18 protein-coding genes and 2 pseudogenes are annotated in these 22,995 nt (G+C 73.7%); 15 read left to right on the top strand and 5 right to left on the bottom strand.

From position 1 onward, the window contains the following. Positions 1-94: 94 nt before the first annotated feature. Both ACFYPR_RS16905 and ACFYPR_RS16900 read left to right on the top strand, forming a co-directional pair. Positions 95-661 carry an adenine phosphoribosyltransferase gene (locus tag ACFYPR_RS16905; RefSeq protein ID WP_387260742.1) on the top strand — a complete coding sequence of 189 codons (567 nt, stop codon included), beginning with the start codon at positions 95-97 and terminating at the stop codon, positions 659-661. A 169-nt stretch (positions 662-830) separates the two neighbouring features. Continuing rightward, positions 831-3,359, top strand: coding sequence for a RelA/SpoT family protein (locus ACFYPR_RS16900; RefSeq protein ID WP_387260739.1), 2,529 nt, complete (start codon positions 831-833; stop codon positions 3,357-3,359). A 69-nt stretch (positions 3,360-3,428) separates the two neighbouring features. On the opposite strand, the gene ACFYPR_RS16895 is transcribed toward ACFYPR_RS16900, so the two are convergent. Both ACFYPR_RS16895 and ACFYPR_RS16890 read right to left on the bottom strand, forming a co-directional pair. Next, a complete protein-coding gene (locus ACFYPR_RS16895; RefSeq protein ID WP_354856031.1) occupies positions 3,429-4,268 on the bottom strand; it encodes a peptidylprolyl isomerase in 840 nt (279 codons plus the stop codon). Between the two features lie 59 nt (positions 4,269-4,327). Continuing rightward, positions 4,328-5,206, bottom strand: coding sequence for a peptidylprolyl isomerase (locus tag ACFYPR_RS16890; RefSeq protein ID WP_355136356.1), 879 nt, complete (start codon positions 5,204-5,206; stop codon positions 4,328-4,330). Positions 5,207-5,472: 266 nt separating this feature from the next. Here ACFYPR_RS16890 and ACFYPR_RS16885 point away from each other — a divergent pair, with 266 nt between their 5' ends. The 3 genes from ACFYPR_RS16885 to ACFYPR_RS16875 all read left to right on the top strand — a co-directional run bounded on the left by ACFYPR_RS16885 (position 5,473) and on the right by ACFYPR_RS16875 (position 8,597). Continuing rightward, entirely contained in the window at positions 5,473-6,183 is a 711-nt protein-coding gene (locus ACFYPR_RS16885; protein WP_355065755.1) for an MBL fold metallo-hydrolase, read from the top strand. A 72-nt stretch (positions 6,184-6,255) separates the two neighbouring features. Continuing rightward, on the top strand, positions 6,256-7,584 hold the full coding sequence (gene hisS / locus ACFYPR_RS16880) for a histidine--tRNA ligase (protein ID WP_354856034.1): 1,329 nt from the start codon (positions 6,256-6,258) through the stop codon (positions 7,582-7,584). A 71-nt stretch (positions 7,585-7,655) separates the two neighbouring features. Beyond that, the gene (locus ACFYPR_RS16875; protein ID WP_354856035.1) at positions 7,656-8,597 is read left to right on the top strand and encodes an acyl-ACP desaturase; all 942 of its coding nucleotides are present in this window, start codon (positions 7,656-7,658) and stop codon (positions 8,595-8,597) included. Between the two features lie 141 nt (positions 8,598-8,738). Here the strand turns inward: ACFYPR_RS16875 and ACFYPR_RS16870 are convergent. Beyond that, positions 8,739-8,981 (bottom strand): annotated as a pseudogene (locus ACFYPR_RS16870) (PaaI family thioesterase); the annotation flags it as partial. On the opposite strand from ACFYPR_RS16870, the pseudogene ACFYPR_RS16865 reads away from it, so the two are divergent. Both ACFYPR_RS16865 and ACFYPR_RS16860 read left to right on the top strand, forming a co-directional pair. Further along, positions 8,978-9,283: pseudogene (locus ACFYPR_RS16865) on the top strand (winged helix-turn-helix transcriptional regulator); the annotation flags it as partial. The pseudogenes ACFYPR_RS16870 and ACFYPR_RS16865 sit on opposite strands and share 4 nt — an antisense overlap. A gap of 330 nt (positions 9,284-9,613) precedes the next feature. After that, a complete protein-coding gene (locus ACFYPR_RS16860) occupies positions 9,614-10,657 on the top strand; it encodes a S1 family peptidase (RefSeq protein WP_354856038.1) in 1,044 nt (347 codons plus the stop codon). A 90-nt stretch (positions 10,658-10,747) separates the two neighbouring features. Here ACFYPR_RS16860 and ACFYPR_RS16855 read toward each other — a convergent pair whose 3' ends face one another. Beyond that, positions 10,748-11,464: a DUF998 domain-containing protein gene (locus ACFYPR_RS16855; RefSeq protein ID WP_354856039.1), complete on the bottom strand. Its 717-nt coding sequence runs from the start codon at positions 11,462-11,464 to the stop codon at positions 10,748-10,750. A 185-nt stretch (positions 11,465-11,649) separates the two neighbouring features. Here ACFYPR_RS16855 and aspS point away from each other — a divergent pair, with 185 nt between their 5' ends. The 4 genes from aspS (at position 11,650) to ACFYPR_RS16835 (ending at position 16,446) form a co-directional block, all read left to right on the top strand. Continuing rightward, positions 11,650-13,455, top strand: coding sequence for an aspartate--tRNA ligase (aspS, locus tag ACFYPR_RS16850; protein ID WP_355065763.1), 1,806 nt, complete (start codon positions 11,650-11,652; stop codon positions 13,453-13,455). A gap of 101 nt (positions 13,456-13,556) precedes the next feature. Then, entirely contained in the window at positions 13,557-14,366 is an 810-nt protein-coding gene (locus ACFYPR_RS16845; protein ID WP_387260735.1) for an SDR family oxidoreductase, read from the top strand. A gap of 64 nt (positions 14,367-14,430) precedes the next feature. Further along, complete coding sequence (locus ACFYPR_RS16840; RefSeq protein WP_355069233.1) at positions 14,431-15,048, top strand: helix-turn-helix domain-containing protein; 618 nt, start codon at positions 14,431-14,433, stop codon at positions 15,046-15,048. 114 nt (positions 15,049-15,162) lie between these two features. Next, entirely contained in the window at positions 15,163-16,446 is a 1,284-nt protein-coding gene (locus tag ACFYPR_RS16835) for an MFS transporter (RefSeq protein WP_387260732.1), read from the top strand. Between the two features lie 39 nt (positions 16,447-16,485). Here ACFYPR_RS16835 and ACFYPR_RS16830 read toward each other — a convergent pair whose 3' ends face one another. Next, a complete protein-coding gene (locus tag ACFYPR_RS16830) occupies positions 16,486-17,226 on the bottom strand; it encodes a GNAT family N-acetyltransferase (RefSeq protein WP_354856044.1) in 741 nt (246 codons plus the stop codon). A gap of 141 nt (positions 17,227-17,367) precedes the next feature. On the opposite strand from ACFYPR_RS16830, the gene ACFYPR_RS16825 reads away from it, so the two are divergent. The 4 genes from ACFYPR_RS16825 (at position 17,368) to ACFYPR_RS16810 (ending at position 22,984) form a co-directional block, all read left to right on the top strand. Then, positions 17,368-17,580: a hypothetical protein gene (locus ACFYPR_RS16825; RefSeq protein WP_007458297.1), complete on the top strand. Its 213-nt coding sequence runs from the start codon at positions 17,368-17,370 to the stop codon at positions 17,578-17,580. A 75-nt stretch (positions 17,581-17,655) separates the two neighbouring features. Then, the gene (locus ACFYPR_RS16820; protein ID WP_355069236.1) at positions 17,656-19,239 is read left to right on the top strand and encodes an AAA family ATPase; all 1,584 of its coding nucleotides are present in this window, start codon (positions 17,656-17,658) and stop codon (positions 19,237-19,239) included. 2,435 nt (positions 19,240-21,674) lie between these two features. Then, the gene (locus ACFYPR_RS16815; protein ID WP_354862952.1) at positions 21,675-22,370 is read left to right on the top strand and encodes a hypothetical protein; all 696 of its coding nucleotides are present in this window, start codon (positions 21,675-21,677) and stop codon (positions 22,368-22,370) included. A 149-nt stretch (positions 22,371-22,519) separates the two neighbouring features. Beyond that, entirely contained in the window at positions 22,520-22,984 is a 465-nt protein-coding gene (locus tag ACFYPR_RS16810) for a DUF948 domain-containing protein (protein WP_354862941.1), read from the top strand. Positions 22,985-22,995: the final 11 nt, after the last annotated feature.

The raw sequence follows: 22,995 nt of genomic DNA, 5'->3' as shown, positions 1-22,995 counted from the left end.
GGTCGCCCCGGGAGGAAACGCCCGAACGGCGTCCGGCATGCTGTGCGAGCAGCATGCCGGACGCCGTCGTCGTGGGAAGGGAAACGAGACAGCCGTGACGGAGACCCACAGCACCGCGGCGCGCGGGGACAGCGGCCCGGAGGCCGCCCGGTTGGTGGCCAGCCGGGTGCTGGACGTGCCGGACTTTCCCCAGCCCGGTGTCCTGTTCAAGGACCTGATGCCGCTGTTCGCCGACGGGAAGGCGTTCCGCGAGGTGGTCGACGAGATCGTCGCGTACCACGGGCGGGACGGCTTCGACGTCGTGGTGGGCATCGAGGCGCGCGGCTTCGTCGTCGCGGCAGCTGTCGCGTACGCGGCCGGGGTGGGCGTGGTGCCCGTGCGCAAGGCGGGCAAGCTGCCCCGCCCGGCGCACTCGGTGTCGTACGCCCTCGAGTACGGCGAGGCCACCCTGGAGGTGCACGAGGACGCCTTCACCGCCGGCCACCGGGTGCTTGTCGTCGACGACGTGCTGGCCACCGGCGGCACCGCCGAGGCGACGCTGGACCTGGTCGAGCGGGCCGGCGGGACGGTCACCGGCTTCACCGTGCTGCTGGAGTTCGGCTTCCTGGGCGCGCGGGAACGGCTGGCGCCGCGTCCGGTCCATGCCCTGCTGACCGTTTGAACCCGGCCCGCCGGGCGGAGGTCGCGCCGACCGTCCGGCGGAGCGGCAGGGGACCGTCCGTGCGGGTAGCATTGCCCTTTGCTGACGCCGGCGGTACACCGTCCGGCGACGCGAGACCAGGCCGGCCGATGTTCGGCCGGTGTGTTTCCGGCGAGCGGTGAGGAGGCCGGTGTCCCACGATGTCGTCCCTCCGGCGGAGGGCACGGTGCACCCGACAGGCGACGCTGACGGCTCGGTGACCGACCGGAACGGCGACGCGCCGGCCCGGGTGACGGGCACCGACAACGGCTCCGGCAGGGCTCCTGCCGACGACGCGACGGCTCCGACCGGGGTCACGGCGAGCGCCACCACGGAGGCGTCCCCGGGCGCCGACGGGGTCGTGGTCCCGTTTCCGGCCGACGCCGGCGTCGACCCGTCGCCGAGCGGTGGCTTCGGGCTGTCCAACGCGCCCACCGGTCGGCGGGTGCGCGCCCGGCTGGCCCGGTTCAACGCGCCCTGGCAGACCTCGCAGGTCAGCGAGGTGCTGGAGCCGCTCATCGCGAGTCACCGCGAGAACCACCCGAAGGCCGACGCGCGGCTGCTCCAGCGCGCCTTCGACACGGCGGCGCGGTGGCACTCCGGGCAGTACCGCAAGTCCGGCGACCCGTACATCACCCACCCGCTCGCCGTCGCCACCATCCTCGGCAACCTGGGGATGGACACCACCACGCTGGTGGCCGCGCTGCTGCACGACACCATCGAGGACACCGAGTACACCCTCGACGCGATGCGCGCCGACTTCGGCGGCGAGGTCGCCCTGCTGGTCGACGGTGTCACCAAACTGGACAAGGTCAAGCTGGGCGACGCCGCCAAGGCCGAGACGATCCGCAAGATGGTCGTGGCGATGGCCAAGGACCCGCGGGTGCTGGTGATCAAGCTGGCCGACCGGCTGCACAACATGCGCACCCTGACCTTCCTGCCCCGCCCCAAGCAGGAGCAGAAGGCCAAGGAGACGCTGGAGATCCTGGCGCCGCTGGCGCACCGGCTCGGTATGAACACGATCAAGTGGGAGCTGGAGGACCTGGCCTTCGGCACCCTGTTCCCGAAGCGCTACGAGGAGATCAACCGGCTGATCGGGGAGCACCAGCCGCAGCGGGAGTCGCTGCTGAGGCAGGTCACCCAGAAGGTCGGCACCGACCTGAAGGCCGCCAAGATCAAGGCGGAGACGACCGGGCGGCCGAAGCACCTCTACTCGATCTACCAGAAGATGATCGTGCGGGGTCGCGACTTCAACGACATCTACGACCTGGTCGGCGTCCGGATCCTGGTCGACACCGTGCGGGACTGCTACGCGGCGCTCGGCGTGATCCACGCCAACTGGCAGCCGGTGCCGGGGCGGTTCAAGGACTACATCGCGATGCCCAAGTTCAACATGTACCAGTCGTTGCACACGACGGTCATCGGGCCCACCGGCAAGCCGGTGGAGATGCAGATCCGCACGTACGCGATGCACCGCACCGCGGAGTTCGGCATCGCCGCGCACTGGAAGTACAAGGAGCACAAGGGCACCCAGATCGTCGGCCCGCCCGCGCACATCGACGAGATGACCTGGCTGCGGCAGCTGCTCGACTGGCAGCGCGAGGCGGCCGACCCGAGCGAGTTCCTGGACGCGCTGCGCTTCGACCTGTCCAGCCAGGAGGTGTACGTCTTCACCCCCAAGGGTGACGTCATCCCGCTGCCGACCGGGTCGACGCCTGTGGACTTCGCGTACGCCGTGCACACCGAGGTGGGGCACAAGTGCATCGGCGCGCGGGTCAACGGCAAGCTGGTCCCGCTGGAGTCGACGCTGTCCAACGGCGACGTGATCGAGATCTTCACGTCGAAGTCCGAGACGGCCGGCCCCACACAGGACTGGCTGGGCTTCGTCAAGAGTCCGCGCGCCCGCACGAAGATCCGCCAGTACTTCAACAAGGAGCGGCGCGAGGAGGCGATCGAGGCCGGCAAGGACGCGATCGTCAAGGCGATGCGCAAGCAGGGCATGCCGTTGCAGCGGATGCTCACCTCCGACGCGCTGATGTCGATCGCCCGGGACCTGCACCTCGCCGACGTCGCCTCGCTGTACGCGGCGGTCGGCGACAGTCAGGTCTCCGCGCAGTCGGTGGTGCAGAAGCTGATGGCCGCGTACGGCGGCGAGGAGGGCGCGGCGGAGGACATCGCCGAGACCGCCGTCGCCACCCGGCCGCCGCGCAGCCGCCAGAGCAGCAGCGACCCCGGCGTGGTGGTCCGTGGCGTCAGCGACGTGTGGATCAAGCTGGCCCGCTGCTGCACCCCGGTCCCACCGGACTCGGTGTTCGGCTTCGTCACCCGCTCCGGCGGGGTGAGCGTCCACCGCGACGACTGCGCCAACGCCGAGGACCTGCGGGCCCAGGCCGAGCGGGTGGTCGAGGTGAGCTGGAAGCTCACGTCCGCCTCCACGTTCCTGGTGGCGATCCAGGTCGAGGCACTGGACCGGCACAAGCTGCTCGCCGACGTCACCCGGGTGCTCTCCGACGAGCGGGTCAACATCCTGTCCGCCACCGTCACCACCACCCGCGACCGGGTGGCGGTGAGCCGGTTCAGCTTCGAGATGGCCGACCCGAAGCACCTGGGCCACCTGCTGGCCACCGTCCGCAAGGTCGACGGGGTCTTCGACGCGTACCGGGTCACCTCGGGCGCCTGAACCCCGTACCCCGCACACGGAAGCGCCCGCCGGCACAGCCGGCGGGCGCTTCCTCGTCTCGTGCGGGTGTCAGCCCTGCGGCGGGCTCATCGTGAGGTCGGTGATCGTGACCTCCTTCTTCGGGTGGCCGCCACCGGCCTGCTGGGCGAACGCCCCGTCGTCGCCGGCCTTGGCCACGTCCTTGACGATGTCCATGCCGCCGGTGACGGTGCCCAGCACCGTGTACGCCGGGTCCAGCGGCGAGTCGCCGTAGACGATGAAGAACTGGCTGCCGGTGCTGCCCGGCTGACCGGAGTTGGCCATCGCGATGACGCCCTCCGGGTACGGCGGGCGCTTGTCGGTGGGCAGGTTCTCCTCCGGCAGCCGGAAGCTCGGGCCACCCGTGCCGTCGGTGTCCCGCCAGCCCTTGCCGGTGGCGCTCGGGTCACCGCACTGCAGCACCTTGATGCCCTCGGTCACCAGGCGGTGGCACTTGCTGTTGTCGAAGAAGTTCTTCTCCGCGAGGTAGGTGAAGGCGCCCGCCGTGCACGGCACCTGCGACCGGTCGACCTTGGCCGTGATCGGGCCCAGGTTGGTGGTGATCGTCATGGTCTGCACGCCCTTGGCGGACTGCTGGTTGCTGGGCACCCCGACGTCCTTGATCTGCGGGGGCCGCTGGTCGGCGGGCATCGCGTTGTAGACGCACTCGCTGGCGCCGGGCGCCGAGGCGGCGGTGTCGCTCTTGTCGTCGTCGCCGCCGAGGGTCGTGGCCAGCCAGACGGTGCCGGCGACCACGAGCACCAGCACGGCCGCCGCGCCGACGATCGCCTGCGTCTGGCGGCGCTTGCGGGCCTTGGCCGAGCGCTCGGCCATCTCCTTCTCGAGTCGGGCGCGTGCCGCCGCGCGCTGCCGCTCTCTGGTGGACGTCACGCCTGGATCCTCCTGGCTGTTTGCTGCGGGGTGCCGCTCGGGTGGGGTGGGGCGACCGGTCAGCCGGCGCTCGGGCTGCTGGCCGGTGCACCGGACGGCGCCGGTGCCGCGCCGGTGACCGGCTCGCCGACCGTGAGGCTCTGGATCACCACGTCGGTCTTGGGCTTGACCTTGGCCCCGGTCCCATTGTCCACGGTCGGCAGGGCACCGATCTTCTCGACCACGTCGAGCCCACCGGTCACCTTGCCGATCACCGGGTACTTCGGGTCCGTGGTCGTGAAGTCCTTGAAGAAGATCAGGAACTGGCTGCCGTTGGTGCCGGGCGGGTTGGAGATCATCGCCACGGTCCCCTTGGGGTACGTCGGCGGCTGACCGGGCGCCGGGCTGGCCGACGGCGACGCCGACGGCACGGTCGGCACGTCCTCGTCGTAGAACGAGTAGGTCGGCCCGCCGAGGCCGGTGCCGCTGGGGTCACCGCAGCGCAGCGCGCCGTCGGCGGTGATCTCGTGGCACTTGGTGTTGTCGTAGAACGACCGGCTCGCCAGGTGGGCGATGCTCGCCGCGGCGCAGGGGGAGTTGGCCAGGTTCAGCTCGGCGGTGATCGGCGCACCCTGGTTGGTGGTGACCGTCATCGCCCGGGTGCCGTCGGTCGGCAGGCCCTTGGTCGCCGGCGTGCCGACGTCCTTGAGGTTGGTGTTGGCGGTCGCGTCCTGCGGCGTCCAGAGGCAGGTGTCCTCCGCGGCGGTGTTCTTCTTCGGATCGGAGTCGAACGCCCCGAGCGCCCAGGCCGAGCCGGCCACGATCACCGCGAGGACCAGGAAGGCGCCGACACCGGCCTGAATCTGCCGGCGGCGCCGCGTGGCGGCGGCCCGGCGAGCCAGCTGCCGGTCGAGCTTGGCCCGCGCCAGTTTGCGCTGCCGGTCCCTGCTGGAAGCCACAGGTGCTCCCCTTTCCTCTGCCTGGTCGTCACCGGCGGCCGGGTACCCCGGCCCGTCCGGGCTCGCGTGTGCCACGCCACACGCCCGCCAGAGTGTACGGCTAGTGACTGGGAATGTGGTGTACGAGGTCCACCCCACCGCCAGCAGCCCATATCGTGCGATGTCACTGTGTCGGATGGGGCCTCGGGGGCGGACGCGGCAAACGCGCTCGCCCCGCCGGTTAGGCTGCTGGGCAGGACGACAGCTCGACGGAGAGGACAGCGCCCGTGCTCGTGGCCGGCTTTCCCGCGGACGCCTTCGGCACCAACTGCTATGTGGTGGCCACCGCGCCGGGGGAGCAGTGCGTGGTGGTCGATCCCGGCATCGGGGTGCTCGACCAGCTCGACGCGCTGCTCGCCGAGCACCGCCTGCATCCGGCCGCCGTGCTGCTCACCCACGGCCACCTGGATCACACGTTCTCGGTGGCGCCGGTCTGCGGTGCGCGCGGAATCACCGCGTACGTGCACCCCGGCGACCGGGAGATGCTCGCCGACCCGGCCAAGGGCCTGTCGACCGATCTGACCTCGCTCTTCGGTGGCCGGCTGAGCTACACCGAGCCGGAGGACGTGGCCGAGCTGACCGACGGCGCGACCCTCACGCTCGCCGGCCTGGAGATCGCCGTCGACCACGCCCCGGGCCATACCGGCGGGTCGGTGCTGTTCCGGCTGCCCGGCGCCGGGTCGGGGTGGGAGGCCGACGAGATCTGCCTCTCCGGCGACGTCCTCTTCGCCGGCTCGATCGGCCGCACCGACCTGCCCGGCGGCAGCATGCCGGCGATGCTCACCAGCCTGCGCGACAAGATCCTCCCGCTGGCCGACGACACCGTCGTGCTGCCCGGGCACGGCCCCAGCACCACCATCGGCCGCGAACGCGCCAGCAACCCGTACCTCATCGAGGTGGCCGGCGCGGCGCCGGCCGCTCCCACCCGGGGCCTCTAGTTCTTCGTCCGCGCCGCGCGCGGACCCACGACACCACCGCGCCGCGGGCGCGGGATCGCAAGGAGTACGCCGATGAGCAAGCCCACGCCCATCTCCGGTTTCCCGGAGTGGACCCCCGGCCAGCGGATGATCGAGCAGTTCGTGCTCGGCAAGATCCAGGACACCTTCGAGCTGTACGGGTTCGCGCCGCTGGAGACCCGCGCCGTGGAGCCACTGGACCAGCTGCTGCGCAAGGGCGAGACCTCCAAGGAGGTCTACGTGGTCCGGCGGCTGCACGCCGACGCCGAGGGATCCGGTGGCGACGACCAGCTCGGCCTGCACTTCGACCTGACCGTGCCGTTCGCCCGGTATGTGTTGGAGAACGCCGGCAAGCTGCACTTCCCGTTCCGTCGTTACCAGATCCAGAAGGTGTGGCGGGGTGAGCGGCCGCAGGAGGGCCGCTACCGGGAGTTCGTCCAGGCCGACATCGACATCATCGACCGGGACACCCTGGCCCCGCACCACGAGGCGGAGATGCCGCTGGTCATCGGGGACGCGCTGCGCGCCCTGCCCATCCCGCCGGTGACCATCCAGGTCAACAACCGCAAGATCTGGGAGGGCTTCTTCCGCGGCATCGGGGTGACCGACCCGGAGGCGGCGCTGCGCACCGTCGACAAGCTCGACAAGATCGGCCCGGCGAAGGTGGCCGAGCTGCTGGCCGAGACCGCCGGGGCGAGCGAGGCGCAGGCCAAGGCATGCCTGGCGCTGGCCGAGATCTCCGCCCCGGACGCCTCGTTCGCCGACGCCATCCGGGCGCTCGGGGTGAGCGACCCGCTGCTCGACGAGGGCGTCGAGGAGCTGGTCCGGGTGGTGGACACCGCCGCCGAGCACTCGCCCGGCCTCTGCGTGGCGGACCTGCGCATCGCCCGTGGCCTGGATTACTACACGGGCACCGTCTACGAGACCCAGCTGCGTGGCTACGAGCGCTTCGGCTCGATCTGCTCCGGCGGCCGGTACGACAACCTGGCCAGCGCCGGCGCCACCTCGTACCCCGGGGTGGGCATCTCGATCGGCGTGACCCGGCTGCTCGGGCTGCTCTTCGGCGCGGGGGAGCTGTCGGTCTCCCGTTCGGTGCCCACCTGTGTCGTGGTGGCCGTGGCCGACGAGGAGCAGCGCTCGGCCAGTGGCCGGATCGCGTCGGCGCTGCGCCGGCGGGGCATCGCCACCGAGGTGTCGCCGAGCGCGGCGAAGTTCGGCAAGCAGATCCGCTACGCCGAGCGGCGCGGCATCCCGTACGTCTGGTTCCCGGGGGCCGACGGCGCTCCGGACGAGGTGAAGGACATCCGCTCGGGTGAGCAGGTCACGGCCGACGCGAGGGAGTGGGCGCCGCCCCGGGAGGACCTGAAGCCGAAGGTCGGTTGAGTGTCACGACTGGCGCGGACGGCCGCGGGGACCTACGGTAGCGTAAGTTACGCCACCGTAGGGAGTTACTCGTGACCGTGAGCACGACACTGAGCCAGACCGCCCTGCTCGTCGAGCTGGAGCCGGTCGTCGCGCGCAACCTGGACCGCCACCTCTCGCTGGCGAAGGAGTGGTTCCCGCACGAGTACGTGCCGTGGAGCGAGGGTCGCACGTTCGACGGGCCGCTCAATGGTGAGGCGTGGTCGCCGACCGACTCGACCATCCCGGACGTCGCCCGTACCGCGCTGATCGTCAACCTGCTGACCGAGGACAACCTGCCCTCGTACCACCACGAGATCGCCACCCTGTTCGGCCGCGACGGCGCGTGGGGCACCTGGGTGCACCGGTGGACCGCGGAGGAGGGTCGGCACGGCACGGCCATCCGCGACTACCTGACCGTCACCCGGGCGGTCGACCCGGTGGCGCTGGAGCGCGCCCGGATGACCCACATGTCCGCGGGCTACGTCAACGTGCACGACGACGAGGTGCTGCACTCGTTGGCGTACGTCTCGTTCCAGGAGCTGGCCACCCGCATCTCGCACCGCAACACCGGCAAGGCCACCGGCGACCCCGCCTGCGAGGCGCTGCTGGCCCGGGTCGCCGCCGACGAGAACCTGCACATGGTCTTCTACCGCAACCTGCTCGCCGCCGCGTTCGAGCTGGCCCCGAGCCAGGCCATGCGGGCGGTCGCCGACGTGGTGGCCAACTTCCAGATGCCCGGCAACGGCATCGACGGCTTCGCCCGCAAGTCGGTGGCGATCGCCCTCGCGGGCATCTACGACCTGCGCCAGCACCGCGACGAGGTGTTGCAGCCGGTGCTGCGCCAGTGGGACGTCTTCAACGTGACCGGCCTCGACGCCGACGGCGAAGCCGCCCGCGAACAGCTCGCGGCCCAGCTGGAGGCCCTGGAGAACGCGGCGGCTCGCTTCGAAGAAAAGCGCGACGCCCGAGCAGCCCGCCTAGCCCTCCGCTAACCCAACCCCACCCCCACCCCACCCCGCGCCCCCACCCGCCACACTCCGTTGATCATGAAGTTATTGCCGCGACACGCCGACGAGGCGGGCAATAACTTCATGATCAACCCGCCGTTTGGGGCGGTGGGGCGGTTGGGGGGGTCAGGGGGTTGGGGGGAGGGGGAACAGGAGGCAGGTGCTTGTCGCGTGGGCGATCAGGCGGGCGTTCGCGTCGGTGAGGCGGGCTTCGGCCAGGGCCGTGCGGCGACCGCGTTGCAGCACCGTGCCCTCGCAGCGCAGCGTGCCGCTGTCGACGGTGACCGGGCGCAGGAACTTCACGTTCAGGTCCAGCGAGGTGTAGCCGACCCCGGCGGGCAGCGTGGTGTGCACGGCACAGGCGGCGGCTGGCCGTGCTCGTCGAGCGGGGCGTTCTGCGTCGTGAGCCGTACCGGGAGCCCGGCAGCCGGCTGCGCCACGAGTACCGGCTGACGGAGAAGGGTCTGGCCCTCTGGCCGGTGCTGGTCGCCGTGCTCGGGTGGGGTGACCGGTACCTGGCCGACGCCGAGGGCTCGCCGTTGAGCGTGGGGCATCGCGACTGCGGCGCCCCGGTTCGCGTCGAGCTGCGCTGCGCCGAGGGGCACCCGGTGGATGATCCCCGCGACGTGCTGCCCCGCCCGGGTCCCGGCGCGCGCCGCCGTACCCTCTGACGCCGCCCACCGCCGTCCGCCGTGCGGCCCGATCCGTGGTGATCCGGCGGCGGGGGTTGTGGCGGCAACGGCGTCGGTCGGCGAGTGGTGTCCGAAACGGATCCGGCGGTCCTCAGGGGTGTGACGGCAGGTGCCCGCGAACGTGTCCGCGGTGTTGCGGCGGTGTGACTGGCGCGGGTCGACGAATTCGGGCGAAACCAGGTCTTGTCAATGATCTTAAGTATGTGAATACTTCTGTTCACTCGGCCGGTTCTCGCAGATCGGCCGGGTCGCCCCTCGGGTCAGCCACCCCCGGCCAGACCCGTCTCCCCCGCCCAGGAGGTTTGTTACATGCGACCCACGAGGTCCTCATTCCGCGTTGCGGCGACTGTTGCCGTGAGCGGAACCCTGGTCGTCGGCTCGCTCATCGGCGCACCCGCCCAGGCCGCCCCCGCCGCCTCGCCCGACGCCGCCGCCGCCCTCTCCGCTCAGCTCGGCGACCGCTCCGCCGGCTCGTACATCGACGCCAGCGGCAAGACCGTCGTCACGGTGACCGACGCCGCCGCCGCCCGCACGGTCAGCAAGGCCGGAGCGAGCGTCCGGTACGTCACCCGCGGCGCCGCCGAGCTCAACCGGGCCACCGCCGAGCTGGAGCGCTCGGCGAAGATCCCGGGCACCGCCTGGTGGAGCGACCCGATCACCAACCAGGTGGTCGTCTCCGTCGACAGCACCGTCACCGGCGCCAAGCTGGAGCGGGTCAAGGCCGCTGCCGCGCGCGCCAACGGCGCGGTACGCGTCGAGGCCGAGGCCGGCGTGCTCAGCACCCGCATCTCGGGTGGCCAGGCCATCTACACCGGCGGCTACCGCTGCTCGCTCGGCTTCAACGTGCGCAGCGGCAGCACCTACTACTTCCTGACCGCCGGGCACTGCACCAACCTCGGCACCAACTGGTACTCGAACTCCAGCCAGACCAGTCTGCTGGGCACCCGTGCCGGCACCAGCTTCCCGGGCAACGACTACGGCATCGTGCGGCACAACAACTCCGCGAACGCCGCCGGCAACGTCTACCTCTACAACGGCAGCTACCGGGACATCACCGGCGCCGGCAACGCGTCGGTCGGCCAGTCGGTGCAGCGCTCCGGCAGCACCACCGGCCTGCGCAGCGGCTCAGTGTCCGCGACCAACGCCACGGTGAACTACGCCGAGGGCTCGGTCTCCGGCCTGATCCGCACCAACGTCTGCGCCGAGGGTGGCGACAGCGGTGGCTCGCTCTTCTCCGGTAGCACCGCGCTCGGCCTCACCTCCGGCGGTAGCGGTAACTGCAGCAGCGGCGGGACGACCTACTTCCAGCCCGTCACCGAGGCCCTGAGCGTCTACGGCGTCAGCGTCTTCTGATCGATTCACCGCCCGCGGGTCGCCGGAACCCTCCGGCGGCCCGCGCCGCGCGTCCGGGGGTGGGCCGTCCGCCCCGGCGCCCGCGCCGCCTCAGGCGAGGCGATCCGGCCCGTCCGTGGGAAGCAGGGGATCCGGGGGTACGACACCGGTCGTCGGCAGGGCGGGCCCGAGCGTGGCGCCGTCGGTGGCCCAGGCGAGGTGTGCCCGTCGGGCGGAGAGGACCGCCAGCAGCGGCCAGAGTGACACGCCCACCGCCGTCACCCGTTCGGCCAGGCCGGTCCGGGATCCGCTGGTCACCTCGAACGCGAACCAGCCGAAGAGGGCGAGCAGCACGATCGTGGCGCTCAGCGCCACGCTCCGCCGAAACGCCCAGGGCGGCTGCGGGACTCGCGGATGTGCGGCGTCCGGGCCACGCGGCAGCCGCAGCGCCGACCCGGCCGGCCAGAGCGCCAGCGCCAGGACCGCGACGGTGGCCGCGACGCCGTGACTGAGGGAGCCGCCGACCGCCGGCCGGGGAAAGGCGACAAGCGCGATGGTCGCCACGCCGCCGACGGCGAGCAGGAAGCGGCTGGGCAGCCCGGCCGCGTGCAGCACCGCGGCGATCGCCAGGTAGCAGCAGCCGAGCAGCAGCAGACAAGTGATCATGATCCAGGAGTCGGTGGCGTCGTGCCCCGCCAGTTCGCTTATGGTGTCGCGGACCGGGTCGTACCCGGCCGGCTGCCGGGCGCCCGCGACCGTCCAACCGCCGACCAGCAGCACCGGCGCGGCCACCGCCGTGGCGACGCCCCAGTTTGGTACGGCGCGCATTCGGCCACGTTAACCGGCGCGACGGCCCGGCGAGCCGGGTTCGTCAGGCTGCCCACCGGCGCGGCGCGCGGCCTGCCGCCTGCTCACCTGCGAATCGTGCCGGCCTGCCGGGTGCCCCCGAGCGGGGCCGGCCACCCCTGACAGAATGCGGGTGAGGACTGTTCCACGATGAGGAGTTGCCAGCCGTGATCCGTACCCACAATGCCGGAAGCCTGCGCGCCGCGGACGCCGGCTCGACGGTGACGCTCGCCGGGTGGGTGGCCCGCCGGCGTGACCACGGCGGCGTCATCTTCGTCGACCTGCGCGACGGCTCCGGCGTGGTCCAGGTGGTGTTCCGCGAGGAGGACGCGCACGCGCTGCGCAACGAGTTCTGCGTGAAGGTCACCGGCGAGGTGACCCGCCGGCCGGCCGGCAACGAGAACCCGGAGCTGCCCACCGGCGACGTCGAGGTGACCGCCGTCGAGCTGGAGGTGCTCTCCGAGGCCGCGCCGCTGCCGCTCCCGGTGGACGACCAGGTCGAGGCCGGTGACGACCTCCGCCTGCGGTACCGCTACCTGGACCTGCGCCGCAGCGGCCCGGCGAACGCGCTGCGGTTGCGCTCGCGCGCCAGCCACCTCGCCCGGGGGGTGCTGCACGAGCGGGACTTCCTGGAGATCGAGACCCCGACGCTGACCCGCTCGACGCCCGAGGGCGCCCGCGACTTCCTGGTGCCCGTGCGACTCCAGCCCGGCAGCTGGTACGCGTTGCCGCAGTCGCCGCAGCTGTTCAAGCAGCTGCTGATGGTCGGCGGCATGGAGCGGTATTACCAGATCGCGCGCTGCTACCGCGACGAGGACTTCCGCGCCGACCGGCAGCCCGAGTTCACCCAGCTCGACATCGAGATGTCGTTCGTCACCGAGGACGACGTGATCGACCTCGGCGAGGCGATCGTCTCGGCGCTGTGGAAGGACCTGGCCGGGCACGAGATCAGCCGGCCGATCCCGCGGATCACCTGGCACGACGCGATGGCCCGCTACGGCTCGGACAAGCCGGACCTGCGCTACGGCGTGGAGCTGACCGAGCTGACCGACTACCTGCGCGGCACCGAGTTCCGGGTGTTCGCCGGGGCGATCGACGCGGGCGGCTACGTGGGCGCGGTGGTGATGCCCGGTGGCGCGGCGCAGAGCCGCAAGGAGCTGGACGGCTGGCAGGACTGGGCGAAGGCGCGCGGCGCGCGGGGCCTGGCGTACGTGGTGCTGGACGCCGAGACCGGCGAGGCGCGCGGCCCGGTGGCCAAGAACCTGTCCGCCGAGCACCTGGGCGGGCTCGCCGACGCGGTCGGCGCCAAGCCGGGTGACGCGGTCTTCTTCGCCGCCAGCGCCAACGCCCGTGAGGCGCAGGAGCTGCTGGGCGCGGCCCGCGTCGAGATCGCCAAGCGGGCCGGACTCATCGACGAGAGCGCCTGGGCGTTCTGCTGGGTGGTCGACGCGCCGATGTTCGAGAAGACCGACGAGGGTGGCTGGACGGCTGTGCACCACCCGTTCACCTCGCCGAACGCGGAGTGGGTGGACCGGTTCGAGGAGGCGCCGGACCGCGCCTTGGCGTACGCGTACGACATCGTCTGCAACGGCAACGAGATCGGCGGCGGGTCGATCCGTATCCACCGGGGCGACGTGCAGAAGCGGGTGTTCGACCTGCTCGGCATCACCCCCGAGGAGGCGCAGGACAAGTTCGGCTTCCTGCTGGAGGCGTTCAAGTACGGCGCACCGCCGCACGGCGGCATCGCGTTCGGCTGGGACCGGGTCTGCATGCTGCTGGCCGGCGCGGACTCCATCCGTGAGGTCATCGCGTTCCCGAAGACCCGGGGCGGCTTCGACCCGTTGACCGGCGCGCCGACCCCGATCACCGCGCAGCAGCGCGCCGAGGCCGGCATCGACGCCAAGCCCAAGCCGCAGCCGCCGGCCCACGCCGGCACGGCCGGCCCGGCAGCCCCGGTAGCCGACCCGGTCTGACCGCACCCCCGGCCCCTGCTTGGGTGATCAAGAGGTTTGCGTCATCATCGCCCCGCGAGATGACGCAAACCTCTTGATCGTCGGTGGGGGAGTGGGCTGGGATGCGGGTGCTTGTTGTCGGGGGTAGCGGGTTTCTGGGTCGGGAGGTCTGTCGGCGGGGCGTCAGCGCCGGGTTCTCGGTGGTGGGGACGTTTCACTCCGGGTCCGTCGGGGTGTCTGGTGTTGTCGGGCGGCGGCTGGACGTGACCGACCGCGCCGCCGTGCGCGCGCTGGTCGGCGAGGTGCGGCCGGACACCGTGGTCGCGACCCCCTACCGGTACGACGACTGGACGGTCACCGCCGACGGGGCCGCGCACGTGGCCCTCGCCGCCGCCGAGGTGGGGGCCCGGCTGGTGCACCTGTCCAGCGACGCGCTGCACGGCGGCCGTCCCACGCCGTACGCCGACGACGACCCGCCCAGCCCGGTCAACGCGTACGGGGCCGCGAAGGCGGCGGCGGAGACCGCCGTACGAGCGACCGACCCCGGTGCGGCGCTGGTGCGTACCTCGCTGATCCTGGGGGAGGGCAGCAAGCAGATCGAGCTCTGCCGCGAGGCGCTCGCCGGTCGGGCCGTCCTGTTCACCGACGAGTTCCGCTGCCCGATCGACGTCAGCGACCTGGCCGACGCCGTGCTGGAGCTGGCGTGCTCGTCGTACGCCGGACTGCTCAACGTGGCCGGCGCGGACGCCGTCAGCCGGGCCGAGCTGGGTCTGCTGGTCGCCGAGCGGTTCGGTCTGGACGCGACGGGCCTGAAGACCACCACGGCCGCCGCCGCTGGCGTGGTCCGGCCCGGCGACGTACGCCTCGACTCCGGCCGCGCCGCCGGTCTGCTGCGGACGCGGCTGCGCGGGGTGCGCGAACTCCTGGCCTGATGTCCTGCACACTTCCTATGCACAACTATTGTGCACGGCAAGTGTGCAGAGATAGTGTGCAGCCATGAAGAACGACGAAGCGACCCCGCGGCCCACCCCGCGGGAGGTGCGGATCGACAAGCGGCAGGTCCGGGTGCTCGCGCACCCGCTGCGGATGCGGCTGGTCGGAGCCCTGCGGGTGAACGGGCCCGCCACCGCCACCACCCTCGCCGAGCTGCTCGGCACCAACACCGGCGCGACCAGCTACCACCTGCGCCAACTCGCCGAGGTCGGGCTGGTCACCGAGGATCCCGACCGGGGCAGCGGACGGCAGCGCTGGTGGCAGGCCGCGCACGACGTCACGAGCTGGGAGCCGAGCGACTTCGACGACGACCCCGACGCCCGTGCCGCGATCGAGTGGATCCAGGGCGACCAGGTGCGTCTTCTCGTCGAACACGCCGACCGCTGGTTCGCCACCCAGCACGAATGGTCCCCCGCCTGGCGGGACGCCTTCGGCATGGGCGACATCTTCATGACCATCCCGCCCGAGCGGCTGGAGGCGCTCAAGGCGGAGGTGTGGCAGGTGCTGGAGCGGTACCGCCGGGAGGCCGAGCCGGTCGACACGGCCGAGCCCGCCGACCCGCAGGCCCGCCCGGTACAGGTCTTCCTGGCCGCCTACCCGCTGCTGGACGGCCCCCGATGAGCGCGAGGAGTGAGCCGGGCTTGCGAGCCCCGCAGTCGCGAATGGATGTGGCGTCGTGAGCGCGAGGAGTGAGCCGGGTTTGCGAGCCCCGCAGTCGCGAATGGATGTGGCGTCGTGAGCGCGCTGACCGTACGCCAGGTCCGGCGTCGCTACCTCACCCTCTACGGCCTGCGCTGGCTCCCCACGGGGTTGATGATCCCGGTGATGATCCTGCTGATGCAGGAGCGCGGCCTGTCGCTGCCGCAGATCGGCCTGGTCGGCACCGCGCAGGGGCTGCTGGTGCTCGCGCTGGAGCTGCCCACCGGCGGCTTCGCCGACGCCCTCGGTCGCCGACCCGTCCTGCTCGCCGCCGGAGCGCTCAACCTCGCCTCGCTGGCGCTCTTCGCGGTGGCCGACTCGTTCGCGCTGTTCTTCCTGGTCTGGGCGTTGCAGGGCGTCTACCGGGCACTGGACAGCGGCCCGCTGGAATCCTGGTACGTCGACGCCACCCTGGCCGCCGACCCGCAGGCCGAGTACGAGCGGGGCCTCGGGTACGCCGGCACCGTCGTCGGCGTGGCCATCGGCGGCGGCGCGCTGCTCAGTGGTGGCCTGGTCGCGCTGGGCCCGCTCGGGCCGGTCAGCGCGCTCACCGTGCCGGTGCTGGCCGCGATCGTCGCCCAGGCGGCCGCGCTGGCCGCGCTGCTCGTCCTGCTGGTCGAAGAGCGGCCAGCCACCGGGGTCGCGGCGGTGCGCGCATCGGTCGTCCAGGCGCCCCGGATGATCGGCCAGGCGCTCGGGCTGCTGCGGCGTTCCCGGGTGCTGCTCGCCCTGGTGGCTGTGGAGTTGTTCTGGGGCTTCGGCATGGTCACCTTCGAGTCGCTGCTGCCGGTGCGGCTCGCCGAGGTGATCGGCAACCCGGAACGGGCCGCCGCGCTGCTCGGGCCGGCCAGTTCGGCGGCCTGGATCGCCAATGCGGCCGGCGCGGCACTGACCCCGCTGCTGTTGCGCTGGTTCGGGGCGCCTTGGGGCGCGGCCCTGCTGCGCATCCTGCAGGGCGTCACGGTGGTCGGGATGGGGCTGTTCGCGGGGCCGGTCGGAGTGCTGGTGGCCTACCTGGCCTGCTACGCCGTGCACGGCGCGTCGAATCCGCTGCACAGTGGTCTGTTGCACCGCCAGGTCGACGGCCCGTACCGGACCAGCGTGCTCTCGCTGAACTCGATGATGGCGCAGCCGGCCGCCGCCCTCGGCGGGGTGGTCCTGACCGCGATCGCCGCCGCCGTCAGCGTCAGCGCCGCGATGGTGGTCGGCGCGGTGGTGCTGGCCGTCGCCGCGCCGCTCTACCTGCCCGCCTGGTTGGCCGACCGTCGGCCCGCTCCCTCCAGCGAGCCGACCGTGGTCCCCGTACCCGCCGACCGGTAGCGAGGGCCGCTCATCGGCGCCCGGTGTCGATGAGCGGCCTCAGCCGAGGCGGATCGCGGTGCGGGACAGGGTGTCGGCGAAGCCGAGCCGGCGGTAGAGCCGCACCGCTTTGACGTTGTCCGGGTAGACGCCGAGCCCGACGGTGTCGTGCCGGGCCAGCAGCGCCCGGGTCATGCCGGCGGTCAGCGCCGCGCCCAGCCCCCGGCCGCGTTGGTCGGGGGCGACGGTCAGGCCGGCCAGAAAACCGACGTCGCCCCGGCTGCGGTCCGCGCCGCACGCCACCAGCCGGTCGCCGGCCCGGATGCCGTACCAGTCGATGACCCGTGGATCGCCCGGGCGCGTGGTGGTGTCCGGGAACGCCTCGTCGACCAGCGCCGCAAGCGCCGGGCGGTCGGCGTCGGTGAGACGTACGACCCGCTGCTCGTCCGGCTGCGTCGGCGGCGCCACGGTGGTCCAGTGGAAGTCCCAGTCGACGAACTCGGCCACCGCCAGCCGGCCCGCCACCAGGGCGGGGTCGAGCCGGGGCAGGTGCATTCGATGCTCCGGCCGCAGCACCCCGTCGGCGACCAGCGCGGCACAGATCTCCAGCACCGGCTCGGTGGGGCCGATGGCGTCCGCGCCCAGCCCGCGCTCGGGCGGCAGCAACCACAGCACGGCGCCGTCGCGCCGGTAGCCGCGCGCCGGCACGCCCGGCGAGAGCGAGTGCCGGACGAACGGGTGGTCACCGGCGGCGGCCAGGATGGCGGCCCGGTCGTGGAGCGCCTGGTCGTCGATGATCATGACGGTCAGCCTAGGAGCCGCCGTACGGGCGACCGCGCCGGGTCCGGCAGCCCGCGTGCTGTTCCACCGTGGAGATTGGCGAGTCGACCGATTGGGTACATCACGCGCCGACCTACTGGGAACCCCCACCGGAGGACCGACATGCTCGCCATTCTCGCGGCCATCGTCTTTGGCTTCGCCCTGCTGCTCGACCTGCTCAACACCGACTTCGGCGCCCCCGACCTGTTCAACTGGAACACCCTCGTGCTCATCGGCCTGCTCCTGCTCTCGCTCTACCTGGCCGGCGTCGGCAGCGGCCCGCGCGGCGGTGGCGGCGGCCGCTGGTACCGGGGCCGTCGTCCCGGCCGTGGCTGACCGAGACCGATCAGCGGTGGCCCGGCCCGCAGCGCGATTCCGGCGTCGCGGGTCGGGCCCGGTACTGTCTTCGTGATGGAGTCCGACGCTCTCTTCTCCCTCGGTGCGCCCACCGGGCCGCGCAGCGCGCCCGAGGGTCCCGCCGGTGTCGACGGCTTCACTCCGGTAGCGGACGATTCGCCCCTGCCCGTCCGCATGCGGCCCGCGAGCCTGGACGAGCTGATCGGGCAGGACCACCTGCTCGCCCCCGGCGCGCCGCTGCGGCAACTGGTCTCCGGCGGTGCCCCCCTGTCGGTCATCCTCTGGGGGCCGCCCGGCAGCGGCAAGACCACCATCGCGCACCTGGTGGCCGGCGCCACCGACCGCCGCTTCGTCGCCATGTCGGCGCTCTCGGCCGGGGTCAAGGACGTCCGGGCGGTGATCGAGACGGCCCGTCGCCAGCGCCGCTCGGGCGGCCCGCAGACGGTGCTGTTCATCGACGAGGTGCACCGGTTTAGCAAGACCCAGCAGGATTCGCTGCTCGCCGCCGTCGAGGACCGCACTGTCACGCTGCTCGCGGCGACCACCGAAAACCCGTACTTCTCGGTCATCTCCCCCCTGCTGTCGCGGTGCGTGCTGCTCACCCTGCAACCGCTCGACGACGACGCCGTACGCGGCCTGCTGCGCCGCGCGGTCGCCGACGAGCGCGGCCTGGGCGGCACGCTCGCCCTGACCACCGACGCCGAGGACCACCTGGTCCGACTCGCCGCCGGTGACGTCCGCAAGGCGCTGACCGCGCTGGAGGCGGCGGCGGCCTCGGCCACGGCGCTCGGCACCGGGCGCATCGACCTGGCCACCGCCGAGCAGGCGGTCGACGTGGCGGCGGTGCGCTACGACCGCGACGGCGACGCCCACTACGACGTGGTCAGCGCCTTCATCAAGAGCATGCGCGGCTCGGACGTGGACGCCGCCGTGCACTGGCTGGCCCGGATGCTGGTGGCGGGGGAGGACGCCCGGTTCATCGCCCGACGGCTGGTCATCTTCGCCAGCGAGGACGTGGGCATGGCCGACCCCACCGCGCTGAGCGTGGCCACCGCCGCCGCGCACGCCGTGGAGTACGTCGGTCTGCCCGAGGCGCAGCTCAACCTGGCGCAGGCGGTGATCCACCTGGCCACCGCGCCGAAGTCGAACTCGGCCACCACCGCGATCGGCGCTGCCATCGCCGACGTGCGGGCCGGCCGGGGTGGTTCGGTGCCCCGTGGGCTGCGGGACGCGCACTACGCCGGCGCCCGAGGGCTGGGCCACGGCACCGGGTACCGCTACCCGCACGACGACCAGCGCGGCGTGGTCACCCAGCAGTACGTCCCGGACGACCTGGTGGGCGTCGACTACTACCAGCCCAGCCCGCACGGGGCGGAACGGTCGGTGTCGACGCGGCTGCCGGTGCTGCGCCGGATCATCCGCGGGCTGCCGGCCCCGCCCGCCCGCCCGGAAACCCCGACCGCCTCCTCGCCCGCGACAGCGGGCCCGTCGGTGGCGGCCCCGACCGCCGGGTCACCGGTAACACCGCAGCCCGCCCCGGCGCTTGTCGGTCGGAACGGCAAGCCGGCCACGGACGCGGGCGGTCCCCGCACGAAGCAGGACAGCGGCACTGACGCCGCAGGAGAGGGTCAACAGTGAGATCGCGTGGTGCGGACCGTCCCGACGAGGGCCCGGACGAGCGGCGTGATCCCCGCGCGAAGGGCCGCCGCTGGGGTCGAGGCCGAGCCGAGGCCGAGCCGGAGGAGCCGGTGGCCGGCGAGGAGTTCGGCTGGATCGACGACCTGCGCTCGGCCAAGCAGCAACGCGGCGAGCTGGGCCCGGACGGGGCCCCGGCCGAGCCCGTGCCGCCGCGCGGGGGCGCGTCGGCGCCGCCGGACGCGCCGCCCGGCCCACGCCGCCCGGACGCGGAGGCCGCCGGAGCGCGCCGCCCGGTCGACGGCCCCTGGCCGGGAGAGGCGCCCCCGCCGGGTCGCCGCCCGGACGCCCGCCCGCCCGCCGACCGCGAGCACTCCGACCGCCCACCTGCCGACCGCGTCCGGGCCACCGGGCCCGCCGGCGCCGTCGCGGGCCCGCCGGGGGCGCGTGGCGCCCAGCCGGTTCCCGGCACCGGCCCCCGCGCCGCCGCGCCGCCCCTCGCTCGCCCGGGCGGCGGTGACCCGGCGAGCCCTCCCGGGCCCCGCCCGTCCAGCGGCGCTCCGGCCCGACCGCGTCCGACCGTGGGACCGTCCGGCCCGCCCGGAGGGCCAGCGGCTGCGGGCGCCCCGGCCGGCCACCGCCCGGATGCCGCCGCCCCGACCGGCCGCGCGGAAGCGATGCCGCCACTGCGCCGGCCGGACGCCGTGCCGCCGGGCCGCCGACCCCGGCCCGACCCGACCGGGAGCGGCCGGCCGCTGACCGGTGACGGCCTGGCCGCCGGCCGACATACGACGGGACCCGTTCCCGATCCGGCGCGACCCGCCGGGCCACCCACCGCGGCCGGTCCGGGCCGGTTCGACGGGCCGCCGCCCGGCGTCGCGCCGCAGGTCGCCGACGGGCTGCGCGCCGACCCCGCGATCGACAATGACCCGCGCACGGCCCGGCGTCGTCCCGGCCCGGTCGACCCGGGAGCGCCGGAGCCCGCGGGTCACGCCCGCCCGGCCGGAGGTGGTCACCGCCGTGCCGCCGAACCGGACGCGCCGGTGGTGCCCCGCTCGGGCAACGCCCCACCGATGCCGCAGGCGTCCACCGCGCCCACCAACGCCGGGCCCACCAACGCCGGGCCTACCAGCGCCGGGTCCGCCAGCGCCGGGTCCGCCAGCGTCACGTCCACCGACGGCACCGGCCGCCGTCGAGCGGTCCCCGACGACCAGGGCCGACGCGTGCCGACCGGCGGTGAGCCGCGGGCGGACCGCCCGGAGCGGCCGGCCGACTGGCTGCGTCAGGCCGGCCGGCTGCCGCACACCGACCCCGGTCTGCCGGTGGTCAACCGCAGAGGTGGCGATGCGCAGGCCCCGACCGCGAACCGCCCCGTCGGCCGCCGTACCGCCCCGCCGCCCGCCGGTGATCTGACCGATCGCTCCGGTGGCCCACTCGCCGTACCCGATCCCGCCGCGGAACGCACCGCCGGCCGTCGTCCCGTCGGGCCACCGGCCGACCCGGGCGCGGACGCTCCCACCGGCCGCCGGGCCGCCCGGCCCGGCGGGCCAGACCCCACCGGAGAGCAGCCGAGCGGTTCCGTGCCTCATCCGCCGGTCACCGGCGAGCGGCCCGTCGGCCGTCGGGCCGCTCCGGGGGCCGCCGCGGATCCGATCAACCGACGCCGCCGCCCGCCGGCCGACTCCGCCCCCGACGGACCCACCGGTCGTCCCGGGCCGGCCGACGACCGCGGCGACGACCCGTATGCCGGCCCCGCCGGCGGCGGGCGGCCCGCTCCCGTCCGGGGCGCCCGCTCCGCACCGCCCGGGGGGCGGGCCCGACCCGCGCCCGGCGAGGCGCCGGTCTCCGGCGCCGGTCGCCGTGGTCCCGACGGTCCACCCCGTCCCGGCGCCGGCATGCCCGAGCGGGGTGCCGCTCGCCCCGACGGCTCGGCTCGCGCCGCCGTGCCCCCAGGTGCCGGCCCGGACGCCCCGGCCCGTGCCGCAGTGCCGCCGGGCGTCGATCCGGATCGTCCCGCTCGTGCGGCGGTGCGCCCGGGCGTCGGCCCGGACGCCCCGCCCCGCCCCGGCTCGGCCCGGCCCCGTCCGGACGGCCCGGCCCGTGCGGCCGTCCCGCCGGGCGCCGGTCCGGACGGTCCGGCTCGCGCCGCCGTCCGCCCGCCGGGCGTCGGGCAGCCGCCCGTCGGCGACGACCGGGCGGGCGCCGAGCACGCCGGCCCCGGGTCACCCGTGGCCGCGCGTGCCGCCGCCCCGCGACCGGCGGACCGCGCCGCGGGCCGTGCCCTGCCGCCGCCGCGCGAGGCCGGCCGGCCCGAGCCCAGCGGTGTCGCTCCCGTGCCACCGTCCGGCCGGCCCGGCGAGCCGGTCGGTGTGGCCCGCGCCGCCGTCGTGGTGCCCACCGCGACCGCGCCGGTCGCCGAACCGGCCGACGGGCCCGCACTGCGCGCGGCCGGCCAGGACGCGTCCGCCGACGACGACGCCCCGGGCGCCCGTTCCGAGGTACGCCGGCAGTCGCGCGAACGACGCCGGCTGCGGGTGGCCGTCCTGGCGCTGGTCAGCGTCGTGCTGCTCGGCGCGGTACCGCTCTTCTTCGGCGTCCGCACGCTGAGCCGGGACCCGGTCTTCGACAACCTGGACCAGCTCGCCGTGCCCGCGTGGGCCGCGACGAAGACGGTCGACGACGTCAGCGGCAGCCGCTGGTGCCTGCTCGACTGCCGGCTGCGCGAGCGCACCGTCACCTCGGAGAAGTCGCCGGAGGAGACGGCGAAGGTCTACGAGGACGCGCTGCGCCAGGACGGCTGGCGACCGTGGAAGGTGAGCCGCTGCCCGGAGCAGGAGACGAAGGGCAGCTACACGTGCTGGCGTCAGGACGAGCTGACCCTCGACCTGTGGGTACGGGCGCCGGCCTGCGTACCGCCGCCGGTCGACGGGGAGCCGGCGATCGTGCCGTCTCCGGAGCCGTCGGCCGCTGCGGGGGAGTGCACCGGCTCGTTGGTGTCGGTGAAGGTGCGCAACGCGATCGACGATGAGCGGACCAGGCCGCAGCCCAGCACCGATCCGTCACTGACCGGAGAGGACCCGTTCCCGACGGTCAGCGGAGATCCGCTGGGCGACGTGACACCCTCACCGTCCTGAGCCGCTCTCCATCACGGACGGTAGGGTCTGGGGCTGGCGGGCCCGCCCGTGCCCGGCGACCGGCGACGGCTCGGTGGGTTCGGTGGGCGCCAGGTTGTGCGTTCCGGGGACGTCGGGTCCGGCGGAAATCTGCTTGAGGAGGGACACGCGTGGGCGACATTTTAGAGGTCGCGGCGCTGATCGCGGCGTGCGCGTTCGCGGTGCTGGTGCTCATCCTGACGCTGCCGATCCTACGGCTGCGGCACACGGTGGACGCCACCACGCGCATGATCAACGACCTCAACGATCGGACGGCGCCGCTGCTCGGCGACGTGAACACCACGGTGAAGAACGTCAACGTCGCCCTGGAGCAGGTGCAGACCTCGCTCGACGGCGTGAACCTGCAGCTGGCGAAGGTCGACACGATGACCAGCCACGCCCAGAACGTCACCGCCAACGTCGCCAACCTCGCCACAGTGGTCTCCGCCGCGGCCGCGAACCCGCTGGTCAAGGTGGCCGCGTTCGGCTACGGCGTGCGCAAGGCCGCCGCCGGCCGCCGGCACGCCGAGACCGAGCGCGAGGTGCGCGACACCATCAAGCAGCAGCGGCGGGCCGCCCGGCGCGGCAACCGCTGACCGGCCGGGCC

It is taken from the genome of Micromonospora sp. NPDC005254, from assembly GCF_042872525.1.
GTDB lineage: Bacteria > Actinomycetota > Actinomycetes > Mycobacteriales > Micromonosporaceae > Micromonospora.
Note: the sequence above shows the minus strand (reverse complement) of the source record. Positions and strands in the feature narration are given on the sequence as shown.

Excerpts from the sequence above, each read along its gene's own strand:
- hisS (WP_354856034.1), top strand. The coding sequence starts at position 6,256 with ATGAGCAAGCCCACGCCCATCTCCGGTTTCCCGGAGTGGACCCCCGGC.
- ACFYPR_RS16860 (WP_354856038.1), top strand. The coding sequence starts at position 9,614 with ATGCGACCCACGAGGTCCTCATTCCGCGTTGCGGCGACTGTTGCCGTG.
- ACFYPR_RS16855 (WP_354856039.1), bottom strand. The coding sequence starts at position 11,464 with ATGCGCGCCGTACCAAACTGGGGCGTCGCCACGGCGGTGGCCGCGCCG.
- ACFYPR_RS16845 (WP_387260735.1), top strand. The coding sequence starts at position 13,557 with ATGCGGGTGCTTGTTGTCGGGGGTAGCGGGTTTCTGGGTCGGGAGGTC.
- ACFYPR_RS16840 (WP_355069233.1), top strand. The coding sequence starts at position 14,431 with ATGAAGAACGACGAAGCGACCCCGCGGCCCACCCCGCGGGAGGTGCGG.
- ACFYPR_RS16830 (WP_354856044.1), bottom strand. The coding sequence starts at position 17,226 with ATGATCATCGACGACCAGGCGCTCCACGACCGGGCCGCCATCCTGGCC.
- ACFYPR_RS16825 (WP_007458297.1), top strand. The coding sequence starts at position 17,368 with ATGCTCGCCATTCTCGCGGCCATCGTCTTTGGCTTCGCCCTGCTGCTC.
- ACFYPR_RS16820 (WP_355069236.1), top strand. The coding sequence starts at position 17,656 with ATGGAGTCCGACGCTCTCTTCTCCCTCGGTGCGCCCACCGGGCCGCGC.